14 protein-coding genes and 1 riboswitch are annotated in these 16,567 nt (G+C 65.5%); of the genes, 2 read left to right on the top strand and 12 right to left on the bottom strand.

The features are described from left to right. Positions 1–6: 6 nt before the first annotated feature. On the bottom strand, positions 7–225 hold the full coding sequence (locus tag CAG29_RS23365; RefSeq protein ID WP_085586170.1) for a DUF2970 domain-containing protein: 219 nt from the start codon (positions 223–225) through the stop codon (positions 7–9). A 151-nt stretch (positions 226–376) separates the two neighbouring features. Continuing rightward, positions 377–4,087 (bottom strand): methionine synthase, encoded by a 3,711-nt coding sequence (gene metH, locus CAG29_RS23360; protein ID WP_085695210.1) that lies wholly within the window; start codon positions 4,085–4,087, stop codon positions 377–379. 156 nt (positions 4,088–4,243) lie between these two features. On the opposite strand from metH, the gene CAG29_RS23355 reads away from it, so the two are divergent. Then, the gene (locus tag CAG29_RS23355) at positions 4,244–6,526 is read left to right on the top strand and encodes a fatty acid cis/trans isomerase (protein ID WP_085695209.1); all 2,283 of its coding nucleotides are present in this window, start codon (positions 4,244–4,246) and stop codon (positions 6,524–6,526) included. A 158-nt stretch (positions 6,527–6,684) separates the two neighbouring features. Beyond that, entirely contained in the window at positions 6,685–7,269 is a 585-nt protein-coding gene (nfuA, locus tag CAG29_RS23350; RefSeq protein ID WP_085586164.1) for a Fe-S biogenesis protein NfuA, read from the top strand. Between the two features lie 92 nt (positions 7,270–7,361). Here nfuA and cobM read toward each other — a convergent pair whose 3' ends face one another. From cobM to CAG29_RS23300, 10 genes are all read right to left on the bottom strand, one after another. Then, on the bottom strand, positions 7,362–8,108 hold the full coding sequence (gene cobM, locus CAG29_RS23345; protein WP_085656409.1) for a precorrin-4 C(11)-methyltransferase: 747 nt from the start codon (positions 8,106–8,108) through the stop codon (positions 7,362–7,364). Between the two features lie 90 nt (positions 8,109–8,198). Then, entirely contained in the window at positions 8,199–8,612 is a 414-nt protein-coding gene (locus tag CAG29_RS23340; RefSeq protein WP_085586160.1) for a cobalamin biosynthesis protein, read from the bottom strand. Further along, positions 8,609–9,310, bottom strand: a complete 702-nt coding sequence (locus CAG29_RS23335; protein ID WP_085586158.1) for a CbtA family protein — start codon at positions 9,308–9,310, stop codon at positions 8,609–8,611. Before CAG29_RS23335 ends, CAG29_RS23340 begins: the two co-directional genes overlap by 4 nt. A gap of 11 nt (positions 9,311–9,321) precedes the next feature. Further along, positions 9,322–9,519, bottom strand: coding sequence for a CbtB domain-containing protein (locus CAG29_RS23330; RefSeq protein WP_085586156.1), 198 nt, complete (start codon positions 9,517–9,519; stop codon positions 9,322–9,324). Positions 9,520–9,637: 118 nt separating this feature from the next. Continuing rightward, positions 9,638–9,858: riboswitch (cobalamin riboswitch) on the bottom strand. A gap of 34 nt (positions 9,859–9,892) precedes the next feature. Beyond that, positions 9,893–10,219: an AzlD domain-containing protein gene (locus CAG29_RS23325; RefSeq protein WP_139831372.1), complete on the bottom strand. Its 327-nt coding sequence runs from the start codon at positions 10,217–10,219 to the stop codon at positions 9,893–9,895. Next, positions 10,206–10,904, bottom strand: a complete 699-nt coding sequence (locus tag CAG29_RS23320; protein WP_170930009.1) for an AzlC family ABC transporter permease — start codon at positions 10,902–10,904, stop codon at positions 10,206–10,208. Before CAG29_RS23320 ends, CAG29_RS23325 begins: the two co-directional genes overlap by 14 nt. Further along, positions 10,894–11,811 (bottom strand): sugar phosphate isomerase/epimerase family protein, encoded by a 918-nt coding sequence (locus CAG29_RS23315; protein ID WP_085633134.1) that lies wholly within the window; start codon positions 11,809–11,811, stop codon positions 10,894–10,896. Before CAG29_RS23315 ends, CAG29_RS23320 begins: the two co-directional genes overlap by 11 nt. Continuing rightward, the gene (locus tag CAG29_RS23310) at positions 11,808–14,228 is read right to left on the bottom strand and encodes an acetyl-CoA carboxylase biotin carboxylase subunit family protein (protein ID WP_085695208.1); all 2,421 of its coding nucleotides are present in this window, start codon (positions 14,226–14,228) and stop codon (positions 11,808–11,810) included. The genes CAG29_RS23315 and CAG29_RS23310 overlap by 4 nt, the downstream gene beginning before the upstream one ends. Then, positions 14,225–15,505: a hypothetical protein gene (locus tag CAG29_RS23305; protein WP_085695207.1), complete on the bottom strand. Its 1,281-nt coding sequence runs from the start codon at positions 15,503–15,505 to the stop codon at positions 14,225–14,227. Before CAG29_RS23305 ends, CAG29_RS23310 begins: the two co-directional genes overlap by 4 nt. Then, entirely contained in the window at positions 15,505–16,257 is a 753-nt protein-coding gene (locus tag CAG29_RS23300; RefSeq protein ID WP_085656406.1) for a 2OG-Fe dioxygenase family protein, read from the bottom strand. The genes CAG29_RS23305 and CAG29_RS23300 overlap by 1 nt, the downstream gene beginning before the upstream one ends. Between the last annotated feature and the right edge of the window lie 310 nt (positions 16,258–16,567).

Here is a 16,567-nt window from a genome sequence, read left to right as displayed (position 1 = left end):
TCCGCGTCAGACCCCCGCCAGATGCACCACCAGCTTGACGATGGCGAACAGCGTCAGCGCGAACAGCGCCGTAAAGGCAATGCCGAGGATCACGAAGTGGCTGGGCTTGCCGTGGGTGAAGTCCCGGGCGCGGTTCTTCCCGCTCTGCACCCCGAACGCGGCGGCCATGACGCTGTGCACCATCTGCCAGAAGGTCGGTGGCTTGTTGTCGACTGGATCGTCCATAAATCCCCCGTCTGTGTGTTTGCCCATTGAGCATAGCCAATCCTGCTCCCGTTGCCTGGAGCCTTGGCCGAGCCCGCACGGCGCGGGGGAGGGAAGCCCGGATAGGCCGGCCCTTGCGCCTTGGGCGGGCACAAGGGCGGCGAGGCCGGTCTCAGTCGTCGTAGCCCAGGTTCGGCGCCAGCCAGCGCTCGGTGACGCTCAGCTCCTGGCCCTTGCGCGAGGTGTAGCTCTGCACCTGATCCTTGTCGACCTTGCCCACGGCGAAGTACTGCGCCTGCGGGTGGGCGAAGTACCAGCCGCTGACCGCCGCCGCCGGGAACATCGCGTAGTGCTCGGTGAGGAACACGCCGCTGCGGCCGGCGCGCATCTCGCTGGACTCGGGGTCGAGCAGGGCGAACAGCGTGGCCTTCTCGGTGTGGTCCGGGCAGGCCGGGTAGCCCGGTGCCGGACGGATGCCGGAGTACTGCTCCTTGATCAGCGCTTCGTTGTCCAGGGCTTCGTCCTTGGCGTAGCCCCAGTGCTCCTTGCGCACCTGTTCGTGGAGCCATTCGGCGCAGGCCTCGGCCAGGCGGTCGGCCAGGGCCTTGACCATGATCGAGTTGTAGTCGTCGCCGGCGTCCTGGTAGGCCTTGGCCACTTCCTCGGCGCCGATGCCGGCGGTGGTGATGAAGCCGCCCACGTAGTCGGTCACGTCGCTGTCCTTCGGCGCGACGAAGTCGGCCAGGGAGAAGTTCGGCTTGCCGTCGGTCTTGATCGCCTGCTGGCGCAGGTGGTGCAGGCGGGCCAGCGGCTTGCCGTCGTCGCCGTACAGCTCGATGTCGTCGTCATGCACTTGGTTGGCCGGCCAGAAGCCGAACACCGCGCGGGCGCTGATCAGCTTCTCGTCGATCAGTTTGCTCAGCATTTCGCGGGCGTCCTTGTACAGCACGGTGGCGGCCTCGCCGACCACTTCGTCCTCAAGGATGCGCGGGAACTTGCCGGCCAGGTCCCAGGAGATGAAGAACGGCGTCCAGTCGATGTATTCGGCCAGCACGTTCAGGTCGATGTCGTCCAGCACTCGGGTACCGGTGAAGGTCGGCTTGACCGGCGCGTAGGCGGCCCAGTCGAACTGCGGTTTCTTGGCGATGGCGGCCGCGTAGCTCAGGCGCTCGGTGCGGGCGCTGCGGTTGGCGGTGCGCTCGCGCACGTCGACGTATTCGGCGCGGGTCTTCTCGACGAAGCCGGCCTTCAGCTCTTTGGACAGCAACTGGGTGGCGACGCCCACCGCGCGGGAGGCGTCGGTGACGTAGACCACGGCATCGTTGCTGTACTTGGGCTCGATCTTCACGGCGGTGTGCGCCTTGGAGGTGGTGGCGCCGCCGATCATCAGCGGCAGGTGGAAGTCCTGGCGCTGCATCTCGCGGGCCACGTGCACCATTTCGTCCAGCGACGGGGTGATCAGGCCGGAGAGACCGATGATGTCGCACTTCTCGTCGCGGGCCACCTGGAGGATCTTCTCCGCCGGCACCATCACGCCCAGGTCGACGATGTCGTAGCCGTTGCAGCCCAGCACCACGCCGACGATGTTCTTGCCGATGTCGTGCACGTCGCCCTTCACGGTGGCCATCAGGATCTTGCCCTTGGCCTGCGGCTTGTCGCCTTTTTCCAGCTCGATGAACGGGATCAGGTGAGCCACGGCCTGCTTCATCACGCGGGCGGACTTCACCACCTGCGGCAGGAACATCTTACCGGCGCCGAACAGGTCGCCGACGATGTTCATGCCCGCCATCAGCGGGCCTTCGATGACCTCGATCGGCCGGGCGAACGACAGGCGCGACTCTTCGGTGTCTTCGACGATGTGGGTGGTGATGCCCTTGACCAGCGCGTGTTCCAGACGCTTGTTGACGTCCCAGCTGCGCCACTCTTCGGTTTCGGCTTCCTTGACGCTGCCGTCGCCCTTGAACTTGTCGGCGATGGCGAGCAGGGCGTCGGTGGCGTCGCCGTTGCGGTTGAGGATCACGTCCTCGACGGCGTCGCGCAGCTCCTGCGGGATCTGGTCGTAGATCTCCAGCTGGCCGGCGTTGACGATGCCCATGGTCAGGCCCGCACGGATCGCGTACAGCAGGAACACCGAGTGGATGGCCTCGCGCACCGGGTTGTTGCCGCGGAACGAGAACGACACGTTGGACACGCCGCCGGAGCTCAGGGCGTACGGCAGCTCGTCGCGGATGTAGGCGCAGGCGTTGATGAAATCGACGGCGTAGTTGTTGTGCTCTTCGATGCCGGTGGCGACGGCGAAGATGTTCGGGTCGAAGATGATGTCTTCCGGCGGGAAGCCGACTTCGTTGACCAGGATGTCGTAGGAACGCTTGCAGATTTCCTTCTTGCGCGCCTCGGTGTCGGCCTGGCCGACCTCGTCGAACGCCATCACCACCACGGCGGCGCCGTAGCGCTTGCACAGCTTGGCGTGGTGGATGAACTGCTCGACGCCTTCTTTCATGCTGATCGAGTTGACGATGCCCTTGCCCTGGATGCACTTGAGGCCGGCTTCGATCACGTCCCACTTGGAGGAGTCGATCATGATCGGGACGCGGGAGATGTCCGGCTCGCCGGCGATCAGATTGAGGAAGGTCACCATGGCCTTCTTCGAATCGAGCATGCCCTCGTCCATGTTGATGTCGATCACCTGGGCGCCGGCCTCGACCTGCTGCAGGGCGACTTCCAGGGCTTCGGTGTAGTTGTCCTCGCGGATCAGGCGGGCGAACTTGGCGGAACCGGTGATGTTGGTGCGCTCGCCGACGTTGACGAACAGCGAGCTGCGGTCGATGGTGAACGGCTCCAGGCCCGACAGGCGGCAGGCCTTGGGGATGTCCGGGATCTGCCGCGGCGCGTAGCCGGCCACGGCCTTGGCGATGGCTTCGATGTGCCCAGGCGTGGTGCCGCAGCAGCCGCCGACGATGTTGAGGAAGCCGCTCTGGGCGAACTCTTCGATGACTTTGGCGGTGTCCGCCGGCAGTTCGTCGTATTCGCCGAACTCGTTCGGCAGGCCGGCGTTCGGGTGCGCCGAGACGTGGGTGCTGGCCTTGTCCGACAGCTCTTCCAGGTACGGGCGCAGCTCGCGGGCGCCGAGGGCGCAGTTCAGGCCGACGGAAATCGGCTTGGCGTGGGCCACGGAGTTCCAGAACGCTTCGGTGGTCTGGCCCGACAGGGTGCGGCCGGAGGCGTCGGTGATGGTGCCGGAGATCATGATCGGCAGTTCGAGGTTCAGTTCCTCGAACACCCCTTGCACGGCGAAGATCGCGGCCTTGGCGTTGAGGGTGTCGAAGATGGTCTCGATCAGGATCAGGTCGGCGCCGCCCTCGATCAGGCCTTTGGTGGCCTCGGTGTAGTTCTCCACCAGTTCATCGAAGGTGACGTTGCGGTAGCCGGGGTTGTTCACGTCGGGCGACAGCGAGCAGGTGCGGCTGGTCGGGCCGAGGACGCCGGCGACGAAGCGCGGCTTGGCCGGGTTCTCCAGGGTTTTCGCGTCGGCCACCTTGCGGGCCAGGCGGGCGCCTTCTACGTTGAGTTCGTAGACCAGCTCTTCCATGCCGTAGTCGGCCATGGAAATCCGGGTGGCGTTGAAGGTGTTGGTCTCCAGGATGTCGGCGCCGGCATCCAGGTAGGCCTTTTCGATGCCGCCGATCACGTCGGGGCGGGTCAGCACCAGCAGGTCGTTGTTGCCCTTGACGTCGCTCGGCCAGTCGGCGAAGCGCTTGCCGCGGTAATCCTGCTCTTCGAGCTTGTAGCTCTGGATCATCGTGCCCATGCCGCCGTCAAGTATCAGGATGCGCTCTTTGAGAGCTTGCTTGAGGGCCTGGAGGCGGACGCTGCGATCGGACATTGGGACTACTCGAAAAGACCATGACGAAGGGCCGGAATCATAACAAACCTGCGCGGATTTAGAGCAGGCGGCGCATTTGCATGAATATCGCTCATGTTGGAGCGGGCGTACCGGCGGTAGAATCGCGCGGTTTTCTTCAGGATCGGAATCAGGGATATGTTGAACCGCGTCATCGGCACCGTGTTGCTGCTTTTAAGCTTTGGCGCGGGGGCGCAGGGGACGGCCATTTCCTACACCCGCGACATCCAGCCGATCTTCACCGAGAAGTGCGTGGCCTGCCACGCCTGCTACGACTCCGCCTGCCAACTGAACTTGGGCAGCGGCGAGGGCGCGGCCCGCGGCGCCAGCAAGATGCCGGTCTACGACGGCGAACGCACCCAGGCCGCGCCGACCACCCGGCTGTTCTATGACGCCTTCGGCAAACGGCAATGGCAGGAGAAGGGCTTCTATTCGGTGCTCGACGCCCAGGGCAGCCAGGCCGCGCTGATGGCGCGCATGCTGGAGCTGGGCCACAAGACGCCCCTGCAACCTAACGCCAAGCTGCCCGAAGACATCGTGCTCGGCCTGCAGCGCGAGAACCTCTGCGCCATGCCCGCCGAGTTCGAGGGTTATGCCCAAAGCCATCCGACCGAAGGCATGCCGCTGGCCGTGACCGGCCTGACCCAGCAGCAGTACCAGACGCTGCAGCGCTGGCTGGCGTCCGGTGCGCCCATCGACGAGCAAGGGCTGACGCCCAGCGCCAAAGAGGCGATGCAGGTCGTGCAGTGGGAAAACCTGCTCAACACCCCCGGCGCCCGGCAGAGCCTGGTGGGGCGGTGGCTGTTCGAGCACTGGTTCCTGGCGCACATCTACTTCAAGGACGGCGAGCCGGGTCACTTCTTCCAGTGGGTGCGTTCGCGCACGCCGACCGGCCAGCCGATCGACCTGATCAACACCCGTCGCCCCAACGACGACCCGGGCACTCAGGTGTACTACCGCCTGTGGCCGGTGCAGGGGGTGATCGTGCACAAGACCCACATCACCTATCCGCTGAGCGCGGCCAAGCTGGCGCGGGTCAAGAGCCTGTTCTACAACGGCAAGTGGCAGGTGCATGCCTTGCCGGGCTACGGGCCCCAGAGCCGGGCCAACCCGTTCGCCACCTTCGAGGCGATCCCGGCCCAGGCGCGCTACCAGTTCATGCTCGACAACGCCGAGTACTTCGTGCGCACCTTCATCCGCGGGCCGGTGTGCCGCGGGCAGATTGCGACCGACGTGATCCGCGACAACTTCTGGGCGCTGTTCCAGGCCCCGGAACACGACCTGTACATCACCGACCCGAACTACCGCGGCCAGGCCACGCCGTTGCTGGCGATGCCGGGGCAGAACGACGACGTCGGCAGCGTGCTGAGCCTCTGGCACGACTACCGCAACAAGCGCAACCAGTACGAAGCCCTGCGCCGCGACAGCTACGCCGAACTGCCTGCGCCGAGCTGGTCCACGCTGTGGGCCGGCAACGACAACGCGCTGCTGAGCATTTTCCGTCACTTCGACAGCGCTTCGGTCACCAAGGGCCTGATCGGCGAAGTGCCGCAGACGATGTGGCTGTTCGACTTCCCGTTGCTCGAGCGCACCTATTACCAGTTGGCGGTCAACTTCGATGTGTTCGGCAACGTCTCCCATCAGGCGCAGACGCGCCTGTACTTCGACCTGATCCGCAACGGCGCCGAGCAGAACTTCCTGCGCCTGATGCCCGCCGACTCCCGCGAGGGCTACCTGGACGATTGGTATCAGAGCAGCGGCCAGTTCAAGATGTGGCTCGACTACGAGGCCATCGACGACGACAAGCCCACCGCGCTGAAGCTCGACGCCAAGGACCCGAAACGCGATTTCGCCCGCCAGTTGCTGGCCCGCTACGGTGACCTGAACGCCCGTCCCGACCCGATCAACCGCTGCGAGGACGCCTATTGCTCGCGGCCGAACATCGACCCGGCCCTGCAGAACGCCGAGCAGGCCCTGAGCCGCCTGGCATCGCGCCCGGCCGCCGGGCTCAAGGTGATCGATCAGTTGCCGGAAGCGACCCTGCTGCGCGTCGAGACCGCCAGCGGCAAGCGCGAGGTCTACAGCCTGCTGCGCAACCGGGCCCACAGCAACGTGGCGTTCCTGCTCGGCGAATCGCTGCGCTACCAGCCGGGGCTCGACACCCTGACGATCTACCCGGGCGTGCTCACCAGCTATCCGAACTTCATGTTCAACCTGCCGGCGGACCAGGTGCCGGCATTCGTCGATGCGATGGAGGGCGCGAAGGATCAGGAGCAGTTCGAGAAAATCGTCGAACGCTGGGGCATCCGCCGCAGCCATCCGCAATTCTGGTTCTATTTCCATGACCTGAGCCGCTACATCCACGATACGGATCCGGTGGAAGAGGGCGTGCTGGACATGAACCGCTACGAGAACCTCTGAAGCGGCGATGTCGCCACCCATCCTGCGGGAGCCACTGGAGGCTCCCGCAGGGTAGGGGCTGCCACCCGGCGATTTGCGAACTATTCCTACGTAAATACTAGGACTTTGTCCCGGGCGCCGATTGGCGTAAACTCCGCCCAAGCCTGCGAGGAGTTTCCATGACCGCTATCACCATCACCGACGCCGCCCACGATTATCTGGCTGATCTGCTTTCCAAGCAGAACACCCCGGGCATCGGCATCCGCATCTTCATCACCCAGCCTGGCACCCAGTACGCCGAAACCTGCATTGCCTACTGCAAGCCGGGCGAAGAAAAACCCGAAGACAAGGCGCTGGGGCTCAAGAGCTTCACCGCGTACATCGATTCGTTCAGCGAAGCGTTCCTCGACGATGCCGTCGTCGACTACGCCACCGACCGCATGGGCGGCCAGCTGACCATCAAGGCACCGAACGCCAAGGTGCCGATGGTCAACGAAGACAGCCCGATCAACGAGCGCATCAACTACTACCTGCAAACCGAGATCAACCCGGGGCTGGCCAGCCACGGCGGCCAGGTCAGCCTGATCGACGTGGTCGACGACGGCATCGCCGTGCTGCAGTTCGGCGGCGGCTGCCAGGGCTGCGGCCAGGCGGACGTGACCTTGAAGGAAGGCATCGAGCGCACCCTGCTCGAACGCATTCCGGAGCTCAAGGGCGTTCGCGACGTGACCGACCACACGCAGAAAGAAAACGCCTACTACTAAGGCGTTCCCTGCGGACACAAAAAAACGGCGCCCCGTGAGCGCCGTTTTTTTATGGGTGAACATCACGGATGCCATCACCGGCAGGCTGGCCGCTAAGGCCGATACAAATGCGCATGCCCCGCACGGTACAGCGACGATTCGCTGAAATGGTCGCTGCCCAGCACCCGCCCCACGATGATCAACGCCGTACGCCTGAAGCCCTTGGCGGCCACCTTCGCGGAGATGTCCTCCAGCGTCCCCATCACCCAGTCCTGATCCGGCCAGCTCGCCCGGTGAACCACCGCGATCGGGCAGTCCGCGCCGTAGTGCGGCAGCAGTTCGCCGACGATCTTCTCCAGATGATTGACCCCCAGATGAATGGCCATGGTCGCGCCGTGCTGCGCCAGGCTGCCGAACTCCTCGCCGGCGGGCATCGCGGTCTTGTCCGCGTAACGGGTCAGGATCACGGTCTGCGACACGTCCGGCAGGGTCAGCTCGGCCTCCAGCAGCGCAGCGCATGCCGCCGTGGCGGTCACGCCGGGGATGATCTCGAATGCAATGCCCAGCTCGCGCAGGCAGCGGATCTGCTCACCGATGGCGCCGTACAGGCTCGGGTCGCCGGAATGCACCCGGGCGACGTCCTGGCCATTGGCGTGGGCGGTCTTGATCAGGTCGATGATCTGTTCCAGGTGCAGTTCGGCGCTGTTCACCACGCTGACCGCCTGATGCCCCTCCAGCACCGCCGCCGGCACCAGCGAGCCTGCATAGATGATCACCGGGCAACTGCGGATCAGCCGTTGGCCTTTGACGGTGATCAATTCGGGATCGCCGGGGCCGGCGCCGATGAAGTAGACGGTCATTGTTCCATCCTGAAAAAGGGAGCGGTGCAGGGCGTCATGAGGGTCCCGCATGAGCGTTGCTCATGATCGAAAGCGGGGATTATCGGGAATTCAGGCCGCGCCGGCCAATGCCAATGTGGCCTGGGCGTACTTTTGCCGCGGAATCAGCAGCTTTGCCGGCGCCTGGATCAGTTGCTCGGCCAGCGCCAAGGCGGCGCTTTCCGCCACGCCGTAGCAGCCGGTGCGCTCGAAGGCGATCTGCGACTGGTGGCTCAGGCGCGGCCGGTAACCGGCCAGTTCCGCGCTGCTGAAGTACAGCAAGGGCAGCGCCAGTTGCGCGGCCAGTTCCCGCAAGCCGGGCTCATCGCGCTTGAGGTCGATGCTGGCGAGCGCCTTGACCGCCGCCAGTTCGATGCGATGTGCCTGCAGGGCCTGGTCGAGCAAGGCCCGCAGGGTGGCGGCCGGGCAGCCGCGCTGGCAGCCCAGGCCGACCACCAGGGCCGGCGCTGCGCCGTCCGCAGTCATGCGTGGTGTTGGCCTTCGCCGTTGCGGCGGAACAGCCACGCGCTGATCAGCCCCAGGGCCAGCCAGAACGCAACGTTGGTCAGCTGCGAGGCGATCTTGAACTGCGCTTCCAGCGCCTCCGGCGCCAGCATCGAGTGCACTTCCGGTTGCGGTGCGCCGATCACGTGGGGCACGGCGAGGATGGCCGCGCCGAGGATCTTCATCAGCCAGTTCCGGCTGAAGGCGATCAGGGCCAGGCCCACGGCGGTGGACGCCGCGGTGCCGATCCACCACGTCTGCCGCGAGGCCAGGTCGGCGGCGGCGGTGCCGGGCAGTTCGGGCGGCAGGCCAAGGGTCGGCGCCAGCACGAAGGTGGCGTAGCCGGCCAGGCCCCAGAGCAGGCCCTGTGCGGTCTTGGTCGGTGCGCGCAGGGTATAGAGGCCGGCGAGCATCAGGGCGAAGCCCACGGCCACCACCAGGTTGCCGCCGGTGGTCGACAGCACGCGCTGCCAGCCGTCTTCCGGCTCCCAGGCTTCGGCGTCATGGGTGTGGGCCGGGGTGCCGGCGGCGTGTTCGTGGACTTCGGCCGCAGGTTCAGCCTTCTCGTAGGTCTCGGCCTGCAGAATCAGCGGGGAGACCCAGAAGCTTTGCAGCAGGGTGAGCAGCAGGGCGGCCAGCAGGCCGGTGAACCCGGCGGTCCGGGCAATGCGCTTGATCATGTCGGCAGGTCTCAGTGGCACGGGAACGCGGCGCTGTGGCGGGTATCGTGGGCGGCGTTGTGCACCGCTTCGATGTGCGAGAACCCGGCGAAGTAGACGAGGCAGGCCCCCAGGATCGACGCGCAGACGGCGGCGGTCAGGCGTTGGCTCAGGGTAGTGGTGCCGGCGGAGCTCTTGTCAGTGCTGCCGGTGCTGGTGATGATCGACATGGCGCTTCCCTCTGTGGTGTCAGCGGGTGAATAGAGCGCATGGAAACCCTGCGGGACGGGCACGCAGGGTTCGAACAGCGCCCGCCCACCGCGGGTTTGTTATGTTCAGCGGCGCAGGTGCGCGCTGTGTGTTGCGGGCCGGTCTCCGGGCTCGCGAGGGGTCGGCGTCGGCCGACCTGCAAGCGTCACCTTCCCATGCCGCAGGCACAGTGGATCTGACGCTTCGCTCGCTTACCGTTGCGGGGGCAGCACCGGACTGACATGGCCTTGAAGTAAAGCACATGATTCACCGGTTTCCCGTTTCACCCTGTGAAGGGCACCCGTAACAAGTTGTGTAGGAGAGCATGGGCGCACGATCCGAGTCAATCGACGGCTAACGCATGGCCAGCAGAACGTAGGCGCCCAGCGCGATCAGAAAGGCGTAGTAGGACTTCATGCGCGTCAGGCCCAGCAGCCAGGCCAGCGCCACAGGCCCGATCCACAGGTGCGCCGACGGCTGCTGGCCGGCCAACGGTTGCAGCGAACCGGCCAGCAGGCTGATCAGCATCGCCACGGAAGTGTATTTGCCCAGCCGGTCGATGAACGCCCGGGCCCCGCCGGACAAGCGTTCGACATCCACCGCCAGCGGCAGCAGCCGGCAGGTGGCGGACACCAGCGCGCAAATCAGCACATACAGCCAGAACACACTAGGCTCGGTCATAGGCGTAACTCGTGAGGACGGTCACCGCGAGCACCGCCATCAGGCTGATGTCCCCCAGCCACAGCAGGCTGGCCGCCGCGGCGAGCCCGGCGATCCATTGCGCGTGCAGGCTATGCCGGTCGCGAGCCATCTTGCCCAGCGAAGCGCTGATGAAAATGGCGATCACCACGCTGACATGCTCCATCAGCCCGTTGGCGGCCAGGCTGGCGAAGCCGTAGCCGGCGGCGGTGCCGAGCAGGGCGGCGGCGTACAGCGCAAAGCACACGGTGTTGGCGTAGGGGCGGCTGACCGGCCCTTGTTCCTTGCGGATCGACATCAGGGTGAAGGCCGCGTTGGCCATCACCGCCAAGGCCGGGACAAAGGACCTGACGGAGCCTTTGAGGCTGGATTTGAGGCTCAGGGTGAAGACCAGAAAGCGCAAGTTGATGCTCAGCGCCGAGACCAGTACCCCGAAGGCGTTCAGCAGGTGCGCCGGCGTCTCCAGCAATGTCAGCTGCAGCGGCGAGGCCATCACCGTGCCGCTGAACACCACCATCGACGGCAGATCCAGGCCGTGACGCCGGCCGAGCATGCCGATCAGGGTGAAGGTCAGCAGCAGCGAGAACACGAACGGCAACGCATCGCGCAGGCCGGTCGTGATCTCGCTGTGGGTGGCCGGTTCGGCCAGCGCGGACTCAGCCGGCATGGGCGCTCTGCCGTGCGCCCGCCAGCAGGCCTTCGACACCGTCCTTGTAGGCCAGCGCCTTCTCCAGGTAGTACTCGGTGGAGAAGCGCGGGATGAACTCCTCGACCACCGCCACGCCGCGGTAGCCGTTGACGGCGAAGCGGTTGAGCACATCGCTCAGGCGCAGGTTGCCTTCACCGATGGGCAGGTGCTGGTGGTGGGTGTCGTTGAGGTCGGCGATGTGCAGGTGACGGGTCACCGGGGCCAGCTCGGCGATGGCCTGGAACAGGCTGTCGCCGTAGGGCATCAGCGAGCACAGGTGCGTCACGTCGATGGTCACGAAGCAGCCGGTTTCGCGGTGGAAGCGCAAGTGCTCGCCGACGCTGAACACCGGGAACTTCGGTCGCTGGCCGCCCATGTTCTCCAGGCACAGGTCGATGCCACGGGTGTCGACGCGCTGTTTGACCTCGTTGATCGCCACGATCAGGTTGTCCAGCAGTTCGGTGTTCTCCAATTGGTCCTTGTAGCCCGGATGGAACGTCACGCTGGTGGCGCCGGCCTGACGCGAGAAGTCCACGGCGGCGCTCAGGCAGTCCACCGCCTGGCCCCGTTCGACCGGATCGGGCGAGCACAGGTTGTACTGGCGGCCCCACCAGCCGGCGTGCACCGTCAGGGTGATGCCGTTCTGCTCGGTGAAGGCGCGGACTTGCCGCGCCAGTTCGCTGCGCTCCTCGGCGCTGAGCGACCAGAACACGGTCTCGGCGTCTTCGCCGATCTCGAACTCCACGGCCTTGAAATGCCTGGAGAGGTCGGTGATCGACCCGAGAATGTCCGCCGGGTTGTCGTACACGTTGGTGGAAAAGGAGATCAGCGGGAAGTTCGGGCTGATCGGGCCGTCGATGTGGAACAGGGTCTCTTGGGTGCTCATTGCGCCAGTCCTTGGGTGGTGAAACGAGGGTGGGAGATCGCGGCGCTGAAGACGTTCGGGTCGTCTTCGGCGGCGCAGGCCAGCAGCACGTAGCCGTGCCGGTCGGCGGAACGGCGGATGGGCCGGCCGAACTTGCCCTGGTCGAGCGTCGCGCGCAGGGCGAAGGGGTGCCGCAGCAGTTGGTCGCGCAGGTGTTCGGGGTCGGTCGTGCCGTCGGTCTCGATGTAGCGGATCGCCATTTGCACGAAGGCCTGCTCGGGGGCCGGCAGGTCGGTGCCGGTCATCGCCGCGAGGGTGCTGGCCGCCAGGTGCACGCCGGTGGTTTTCCAGACCATCTCCCAGATCTGGTCGCCGCCGAAGCGGGTCTGGGTCTCGATGAAATGCAGGCGCGATCCGTCGAGCTTGACCTCGGTGTGCGCCGGCCCCCAGCGGTTGCCCATGCGTTCGAGCAGCCACAGCACCGCGTCTTCGATCAGGGTGCGGCTGGCATCGTCCAGCGCGGCCGGAAAGTCATGGCCGGTCTCGACATAGCCCGGCGCGCCGCTGGTGTGCTTGCGGGTGATGCCGAGGATCCGGTGGCGGCCGTCGAGGCTCAGGGATTCCACGCTGTATTCGTCGCCGCCGGCGAAGGCTTCGATCAGGTTGCGGCCCTGCAGGGGCAGGGCGTCGACGTCTTCCGGGCGATTGACCGCGTAGACCCCTTGGCTGCCCGAGCCGCTGACGGGCTTGACGATCGAGGCGCCGTGGCGCTCGACGAAGGCGCGCACGGCCTCGGCGCTGTCCGCCGCCGCGCTGTGCAGTTCGTAGGGGCTGCCTTGCAGGAGCCTTCGGAACAGCAGCTTGTCGCGGCTGACCTCGACGCTGCGCACGCTGTTGTGGGGGATGCCCAGCCGTTCGCCCAGTTGCGAGGCTGGCAAAAGGCCCAGTTCCGAGAACGACACCACGGCGTCGAACGGCCGCTGACGGTGCAGGCGTTCGACCGTGTCGCCGTAGCCGGCCAGGTCTGCGATGTCGGGCGTCAGCACCAGCGCCGCGTGTTCACGCTGATAGTCGGACAACTGGTCGGGTTGCTGCACCAGGGTGAAGTGGAAGCGGTGTGCGGTGTCCCAGTCCAACCCTGAATCCCGCCCGCCGATCAGCAGGATGCGTTTGGCAGGCTCGGGGTCGGTGCGCTCGCCATACACGTCGATGTCGGTGACCGCCAGCAGCGATTCGCGCAGTCGGGCCGTGTCGGGCTGGCGGAACTCGACGTACAGGTAGTTCTGGAACCCGTTGCTGGCCGGGCCGATGGCGTCGCCCGGTGCGGCGTAGGCGTACCAGCGCTGGAAGCCCGGCAGGCTGCGCAGGCGTTGGGCGTGATGCAGGCCGTCGTAGGTCCGGTGGGTGCGCGCGAAAGGCGTGGCGATCCCGAACGGCTGGGGGACGTCGCAGGCGGGCGGCAGCGCTTCCCCGGACAGGGCGCGGTGATAGCAGACATCCAGCGGCAGTCGCCACGCCTGGCGGATCACGTGGATCCGGCTGCCGCCGGGCCGTGCACCGACCTCCAGAACCCTCGGCCCGCGTGCGGTGAGGATGAACTCGACATGGGCGAACGTGCCCTTGAGGCCGAGGGCCTGCACGGCGTCGTGGGCCAAACGGTGGCAGCGCGCTTTGAGCGACGCGTCCGGTTCGATGGTCGAGGGCGTGTAGCGGGCGAAATGGTGGAAGTCGTCGCGGCCGATGTCGACCCCGGCGATCACATCGACGATGGGAAAGCTGCTGATGTTGCCGTCGGGGCCGATGGCGCAATCGATGGAATGGTTGGAGCCGTGCAGGTATTCCTCCAGCAGCAGTTGGTCGGTTTCCCGCTGCTTGCCGGCGACGTAGCGTTGCAGCGCCGGCCATTCGCGGCGGCTGTAGTCCAGCAGTTCGTGGCGGTCGCGGATGCAGCGCACGAACAGGCTGCTGTACAGGTTCGCAGGCTTCAGGACGAACGGGTAAGGCAGCGCATCCGGTGCGGCGAGCAGTTCGTCGATGCCCGTTTCGCGGGAGATCACGTGCAGGTCGGGATTGGCCGACGCCTGGAAGCGCTGGCGCTGCAGCACCTTGTCCAGCGTGTGCTCGACGTTGCGGTGCAGATGGGCCAAGGCCGGCACTGCCGCGCACAGGCGGCCGGTGACGGCGACATAACCTTCACGGAAGTTCAGCACGCTGGTGAACCTGTGCTCATCCAGCAGGCGTTGGGTCAGGTCGATCAGTTCCGGTGTCAGGCCTTTGGAAAAGTCGTAACGGGCCACCGGCGGCACCTTGGCCGCGTCGGCGATCTTGCTGGTGGCGCGGCTGTCGGCGATCAGCAGCGGTGTGACGCCCTCGGCGACCAGGCCTTCGTATTCGCCGTCGCGGATGTTGCCGACAATCAGGCAAGCGGCTGCGCTCATCGGCAGGACTCCTCGTCGAAACTGTAGTGAACCCGGTTCAACCGGTGACAGATGTGGGCCAGGCGGATCCGGTCGGCGGCGTTGACGCTGTCGGTCAGCACGTTGCGGATGATGTGGGCGAGGGCGTCCAGGTCTTCGCCGGCGATCCCCAGGCGGGTGATTTCCTGCACGCCGAACCGCAGGCAGTCGCGCCCGCCGATGCGTTTGTTGTTGACCCGTATCCCCAGCTCGTTGAGCTGCTGCGCCGCGTGCTGGCTGAAGGCGCCTTCGAGCAGCAGCATATGGGTGTCGGTGGCGTGCGCCGTCCAGCCCGGCAGCCCGGCCAGCCCCTCGCGCAGTTGGCGGGCGTTGGCGCACATGCGTTCGGCGTAGGCCTGGCCGTGGCGTTCCATCTCCATCAGGGTGACGAACAGTTGCAGCAGGCCGGGCAGGTTGGGGGAGGACACCAGCGCGCCGCCGACGTTGTGTTCGATCTGCCGGGCCAGTTCGGCGCGTCGGCAGACGATCAGCGCACGGTGCGGGCCCGGCAGGGATTTGTGGGTGTTGCCCTGGAGGATGTCCGCGCCTTCGTCGAGCGGGTTGGGATAGGCCTGGCCGGCGATCAGCCCCAGCGTGTGCGAGGCGTCGCAGATGATCAGCGTGCGGTCGAGGCCGCGCCGGTTGAGCAGCTTGCGCAGCGGCTTGACGGCGATCGCCCGGGTGGTCAGGCCGTGGTCGAGCAGCACGGCGGCCGGCGGTTGCCCGAGGGACTGAAGTTGCGCATCGAAGGCGTCGAGATCGATCTGGCCGTCCGTGCCGAGCCCGAAAAACACACTCTGGCGACCGATCTTCTGCACCAGCGGCCCGGTGGCGAAATGACCGCCGCTCTCGGGCGCCAGGGACATGACGATGTCCCCCGGCACGCTCAGCGCCGCCAGCACGCTCAAGGTGCAGTGGACGCCGGACAGCACGCGGTACTCGACGAACTCGGCGTTGAACATCGTCTGCGCGGCCTGGGTCGCGAGCGCCTTCAGCGTTTCGACCTCCGGAAAGTGCTCGACCTGCATCCCGCCGAACTCGGCGGCGTAGCGCTGGCCCGCAATCGGCCGGACGTTGAACAGGTAACGGTCGTAATGGCGGTTTTGCCCCAAGGCCCGGGCCGTGTCGGACAATACATTTTCATTGGCGGTCAGGGACACTGTCGACGTTCGGCGCGCCAAGGCCTCTTCGAACTGTTCGATAATGAAACTGTGCGCGCTGGGCGCGACGGAGGGCACTGCATAAGTTGAATGGTTCATTAGTAATCCGCCAGGTCGAAGTCGATGATCAACATGTCGCGAGTGCTGTGATTTGAACTAATGCCTAACTTCTGCAATGGGGAAACTTCATGCAGGAGTATTCGGTCATTCAATACGACGGTTTCCAGATAGTTCGTCAAAGTTGCGCTGAAAACATTGTCGCCGTTCTCATTGAATATCCGACTTTCGCCGCCGATGACGTGCTGGCGCTGGATCAGGTGCTGAAAGACGAAATCGTGGCCGTCGCGGTGGCGGCCTTCGGGGGTGGCCTGGCCTTCGCGGGTTTCGTCGCACAGGATGCGAAACTGATGGCAGGTCACCAGCCAGTCGCGGTGGCCGACGGCCAGGTCCATCAGCGCCAGGTCCGCCGCCAGCAGGCTGCGCAGCACCGGCGATCCGGTGAAGGCCGGCTCGCTGTGCGCATAGGTGCGCTGGACGCCGCCCAGCAGCGGGTTGTGGGCCTGGGCCTGGAAGAAATGGCAGTCGTCGAGGGGCGTCCAGTGGCGCTCCCGCTGGCGGTACTCGAACTTGCAGATGCGCCGCTCGCGGCGGCCGTTCTCTGCGTTCAGGTAGGTGTCCGGCGGCAGGTTGTCCCAGGTGCGGTCGAAGGCGCGGCACGCTTCGCGGCCCAAGGACGCCACCTGCGCCGCCGGAAAGACGTCGCTGTCGGCGTAGTGGTCGTTGCGCAGCCGTTCGGACAGTTCGAACAGCACGGCACTGCCCGGATGCCCGATGGCGCTACCGGCACTCATGGCGCAGGCACACAGGCAGGTTTCAGAGGAATAGACAGGCGCGGACACTGACGATAATCAGGCATGCAAGAAGTCCTTTCTTATGAAATACATATTCCTTATGTGGGGTCATGGTTCATTTCCTGTTTTGAATTATCAATTCTGTTTTTGTAAAGATATGTAATTTTGCTGTTCGGACGCTCTAGTCCGAGGGGAAGCGGGGTGTAGGAGAAGTTTCTGTTTTGTGAACTTGTAGGAAATAACTTACGTTGAACTTTTTGGTTGAGAAAAGGTCGCGGCCTATATATGAATAAATAAAGTCTATATAGCG

Source organism: Pseudomonas sp. B7(2017) (assembly GCF_002112745.1).
GTDB lineage: Bacteria > Pseudomonadota > Gammaproteobacteria > Pseudomonadales > Pseudomonadaceae > Aquipseudomonas > Aquipseudomonas ekonensis.
This window is presented reverse-complemented; position numbering and strand designations above follow the sequence as displayed.

What these genes read in the sequence shown, in the direction of transcription:
- CAG29_RS23325 (WP_139831372.1), bottom strand. Translation starts at nt 10,219, where the DNA reads ATGACCGAGCCTAGTGTGTTCTGGCTGTATGTGCTGATTTGCGCGCTG.
- CAG29_RS23300 (WP_085656406.1), bottom strand. Translation starts at nt 16,257, where the DNA reads ATGAGTGCCGGTAGCGCCATCGGGCATCCGGGCAGTGCCGTGCTGTTC.
- CAG29_RS23315 (WP_085633134.1), bottom strand. Translation starts at nt 11,811, where the DNA reads ATGAGCACCCAAGAGACCCTGTTCCACATCGACGGCCCGATCAGCCCG.
- CAG29_RS23310 (WP_085695208.1), bottom strand. Translation starts at nt 14,228, where the DNA reads ATGAGCGCAGCCGCTTGCCTGATTGTCGGCAACATCCGCGACGGCGAA.
- CAG29_RS23365 (WP_085586170.1), bottom strand. Translation starts at nt 225, where the DNA reads ATGGACGATCCAGTCGACAACAAGCCACCGACCTTCTGGCAGATGGTG.
- CAG29_RS23355 (WP_085695209.1), top strand. Translation starts at nt 4,244, where the DNA reads ATGTTGAACCGCGTCATCGGCACCGTGTTGCTGCTTTTAAGCTTTGGC.
- CAG29_RS23335 (WP_085586158.1), bottom strand. Translation starts at nt 9,310, where the DNA reads ATGATCAAGCGCATTGCCCGGACCGCCGGGTTCACCGGCCTGCTGGCC.
- CAG29_RS23340 (WP_085586160.1), bottom strand. Translation starts at nt 8,612, where the DNA reads ATGACTGCGGACGGCGCAGCGCCGGCCCTGGTGGTCGGCCTGGGCTGC.
- nfuA (WP_085586164.1), top strand. Translation starts at nt 6,685, where the DNA reads ATGACCGCTATCACCATCACCGACGCCGCCCACGATTATCTGGCTGAT.
- CAG29_RS23305 (WP_085695207.1), bottom strand. Translation starts at nt 15,505, where the DNA reads ATGAACCATTCAACTTATGCAGTGCCCTCCGTCGCGCCCAGCGCGCAC.
- cobM (WP_085656409.1), bottom strand. Translation starts at nt 8,108, where the DNA reads ATGACCGTCTACTTCATCGGCGCCGGCCCCGGCGATCCCGAATTGATC.
- CAG29_RS23330 (WP_085586156.1), bottom strand. Translation starts at nt 9,519, where the DNA reads ATGTCGATCATCACCAGCACCGGCAGCACTGACAAGAGCTCCGCCGGC.
- metH (WP_085695210.1), bottom strand. Translation starts at nt 4,087, where the DNA reads ATGTCCGATCGCAGCGTCCGCCTCCAGGCCCTCAAGCAAGCTCTCAAA.
- CAG29_RS23320 (WP_170930009.1), bottom strand. Translation starts at nt 10,904, where the DNA reads ATGCCGGCTGAGTCCGCGCTGGCCGAACCGGCCACCCACAGCGAGATC.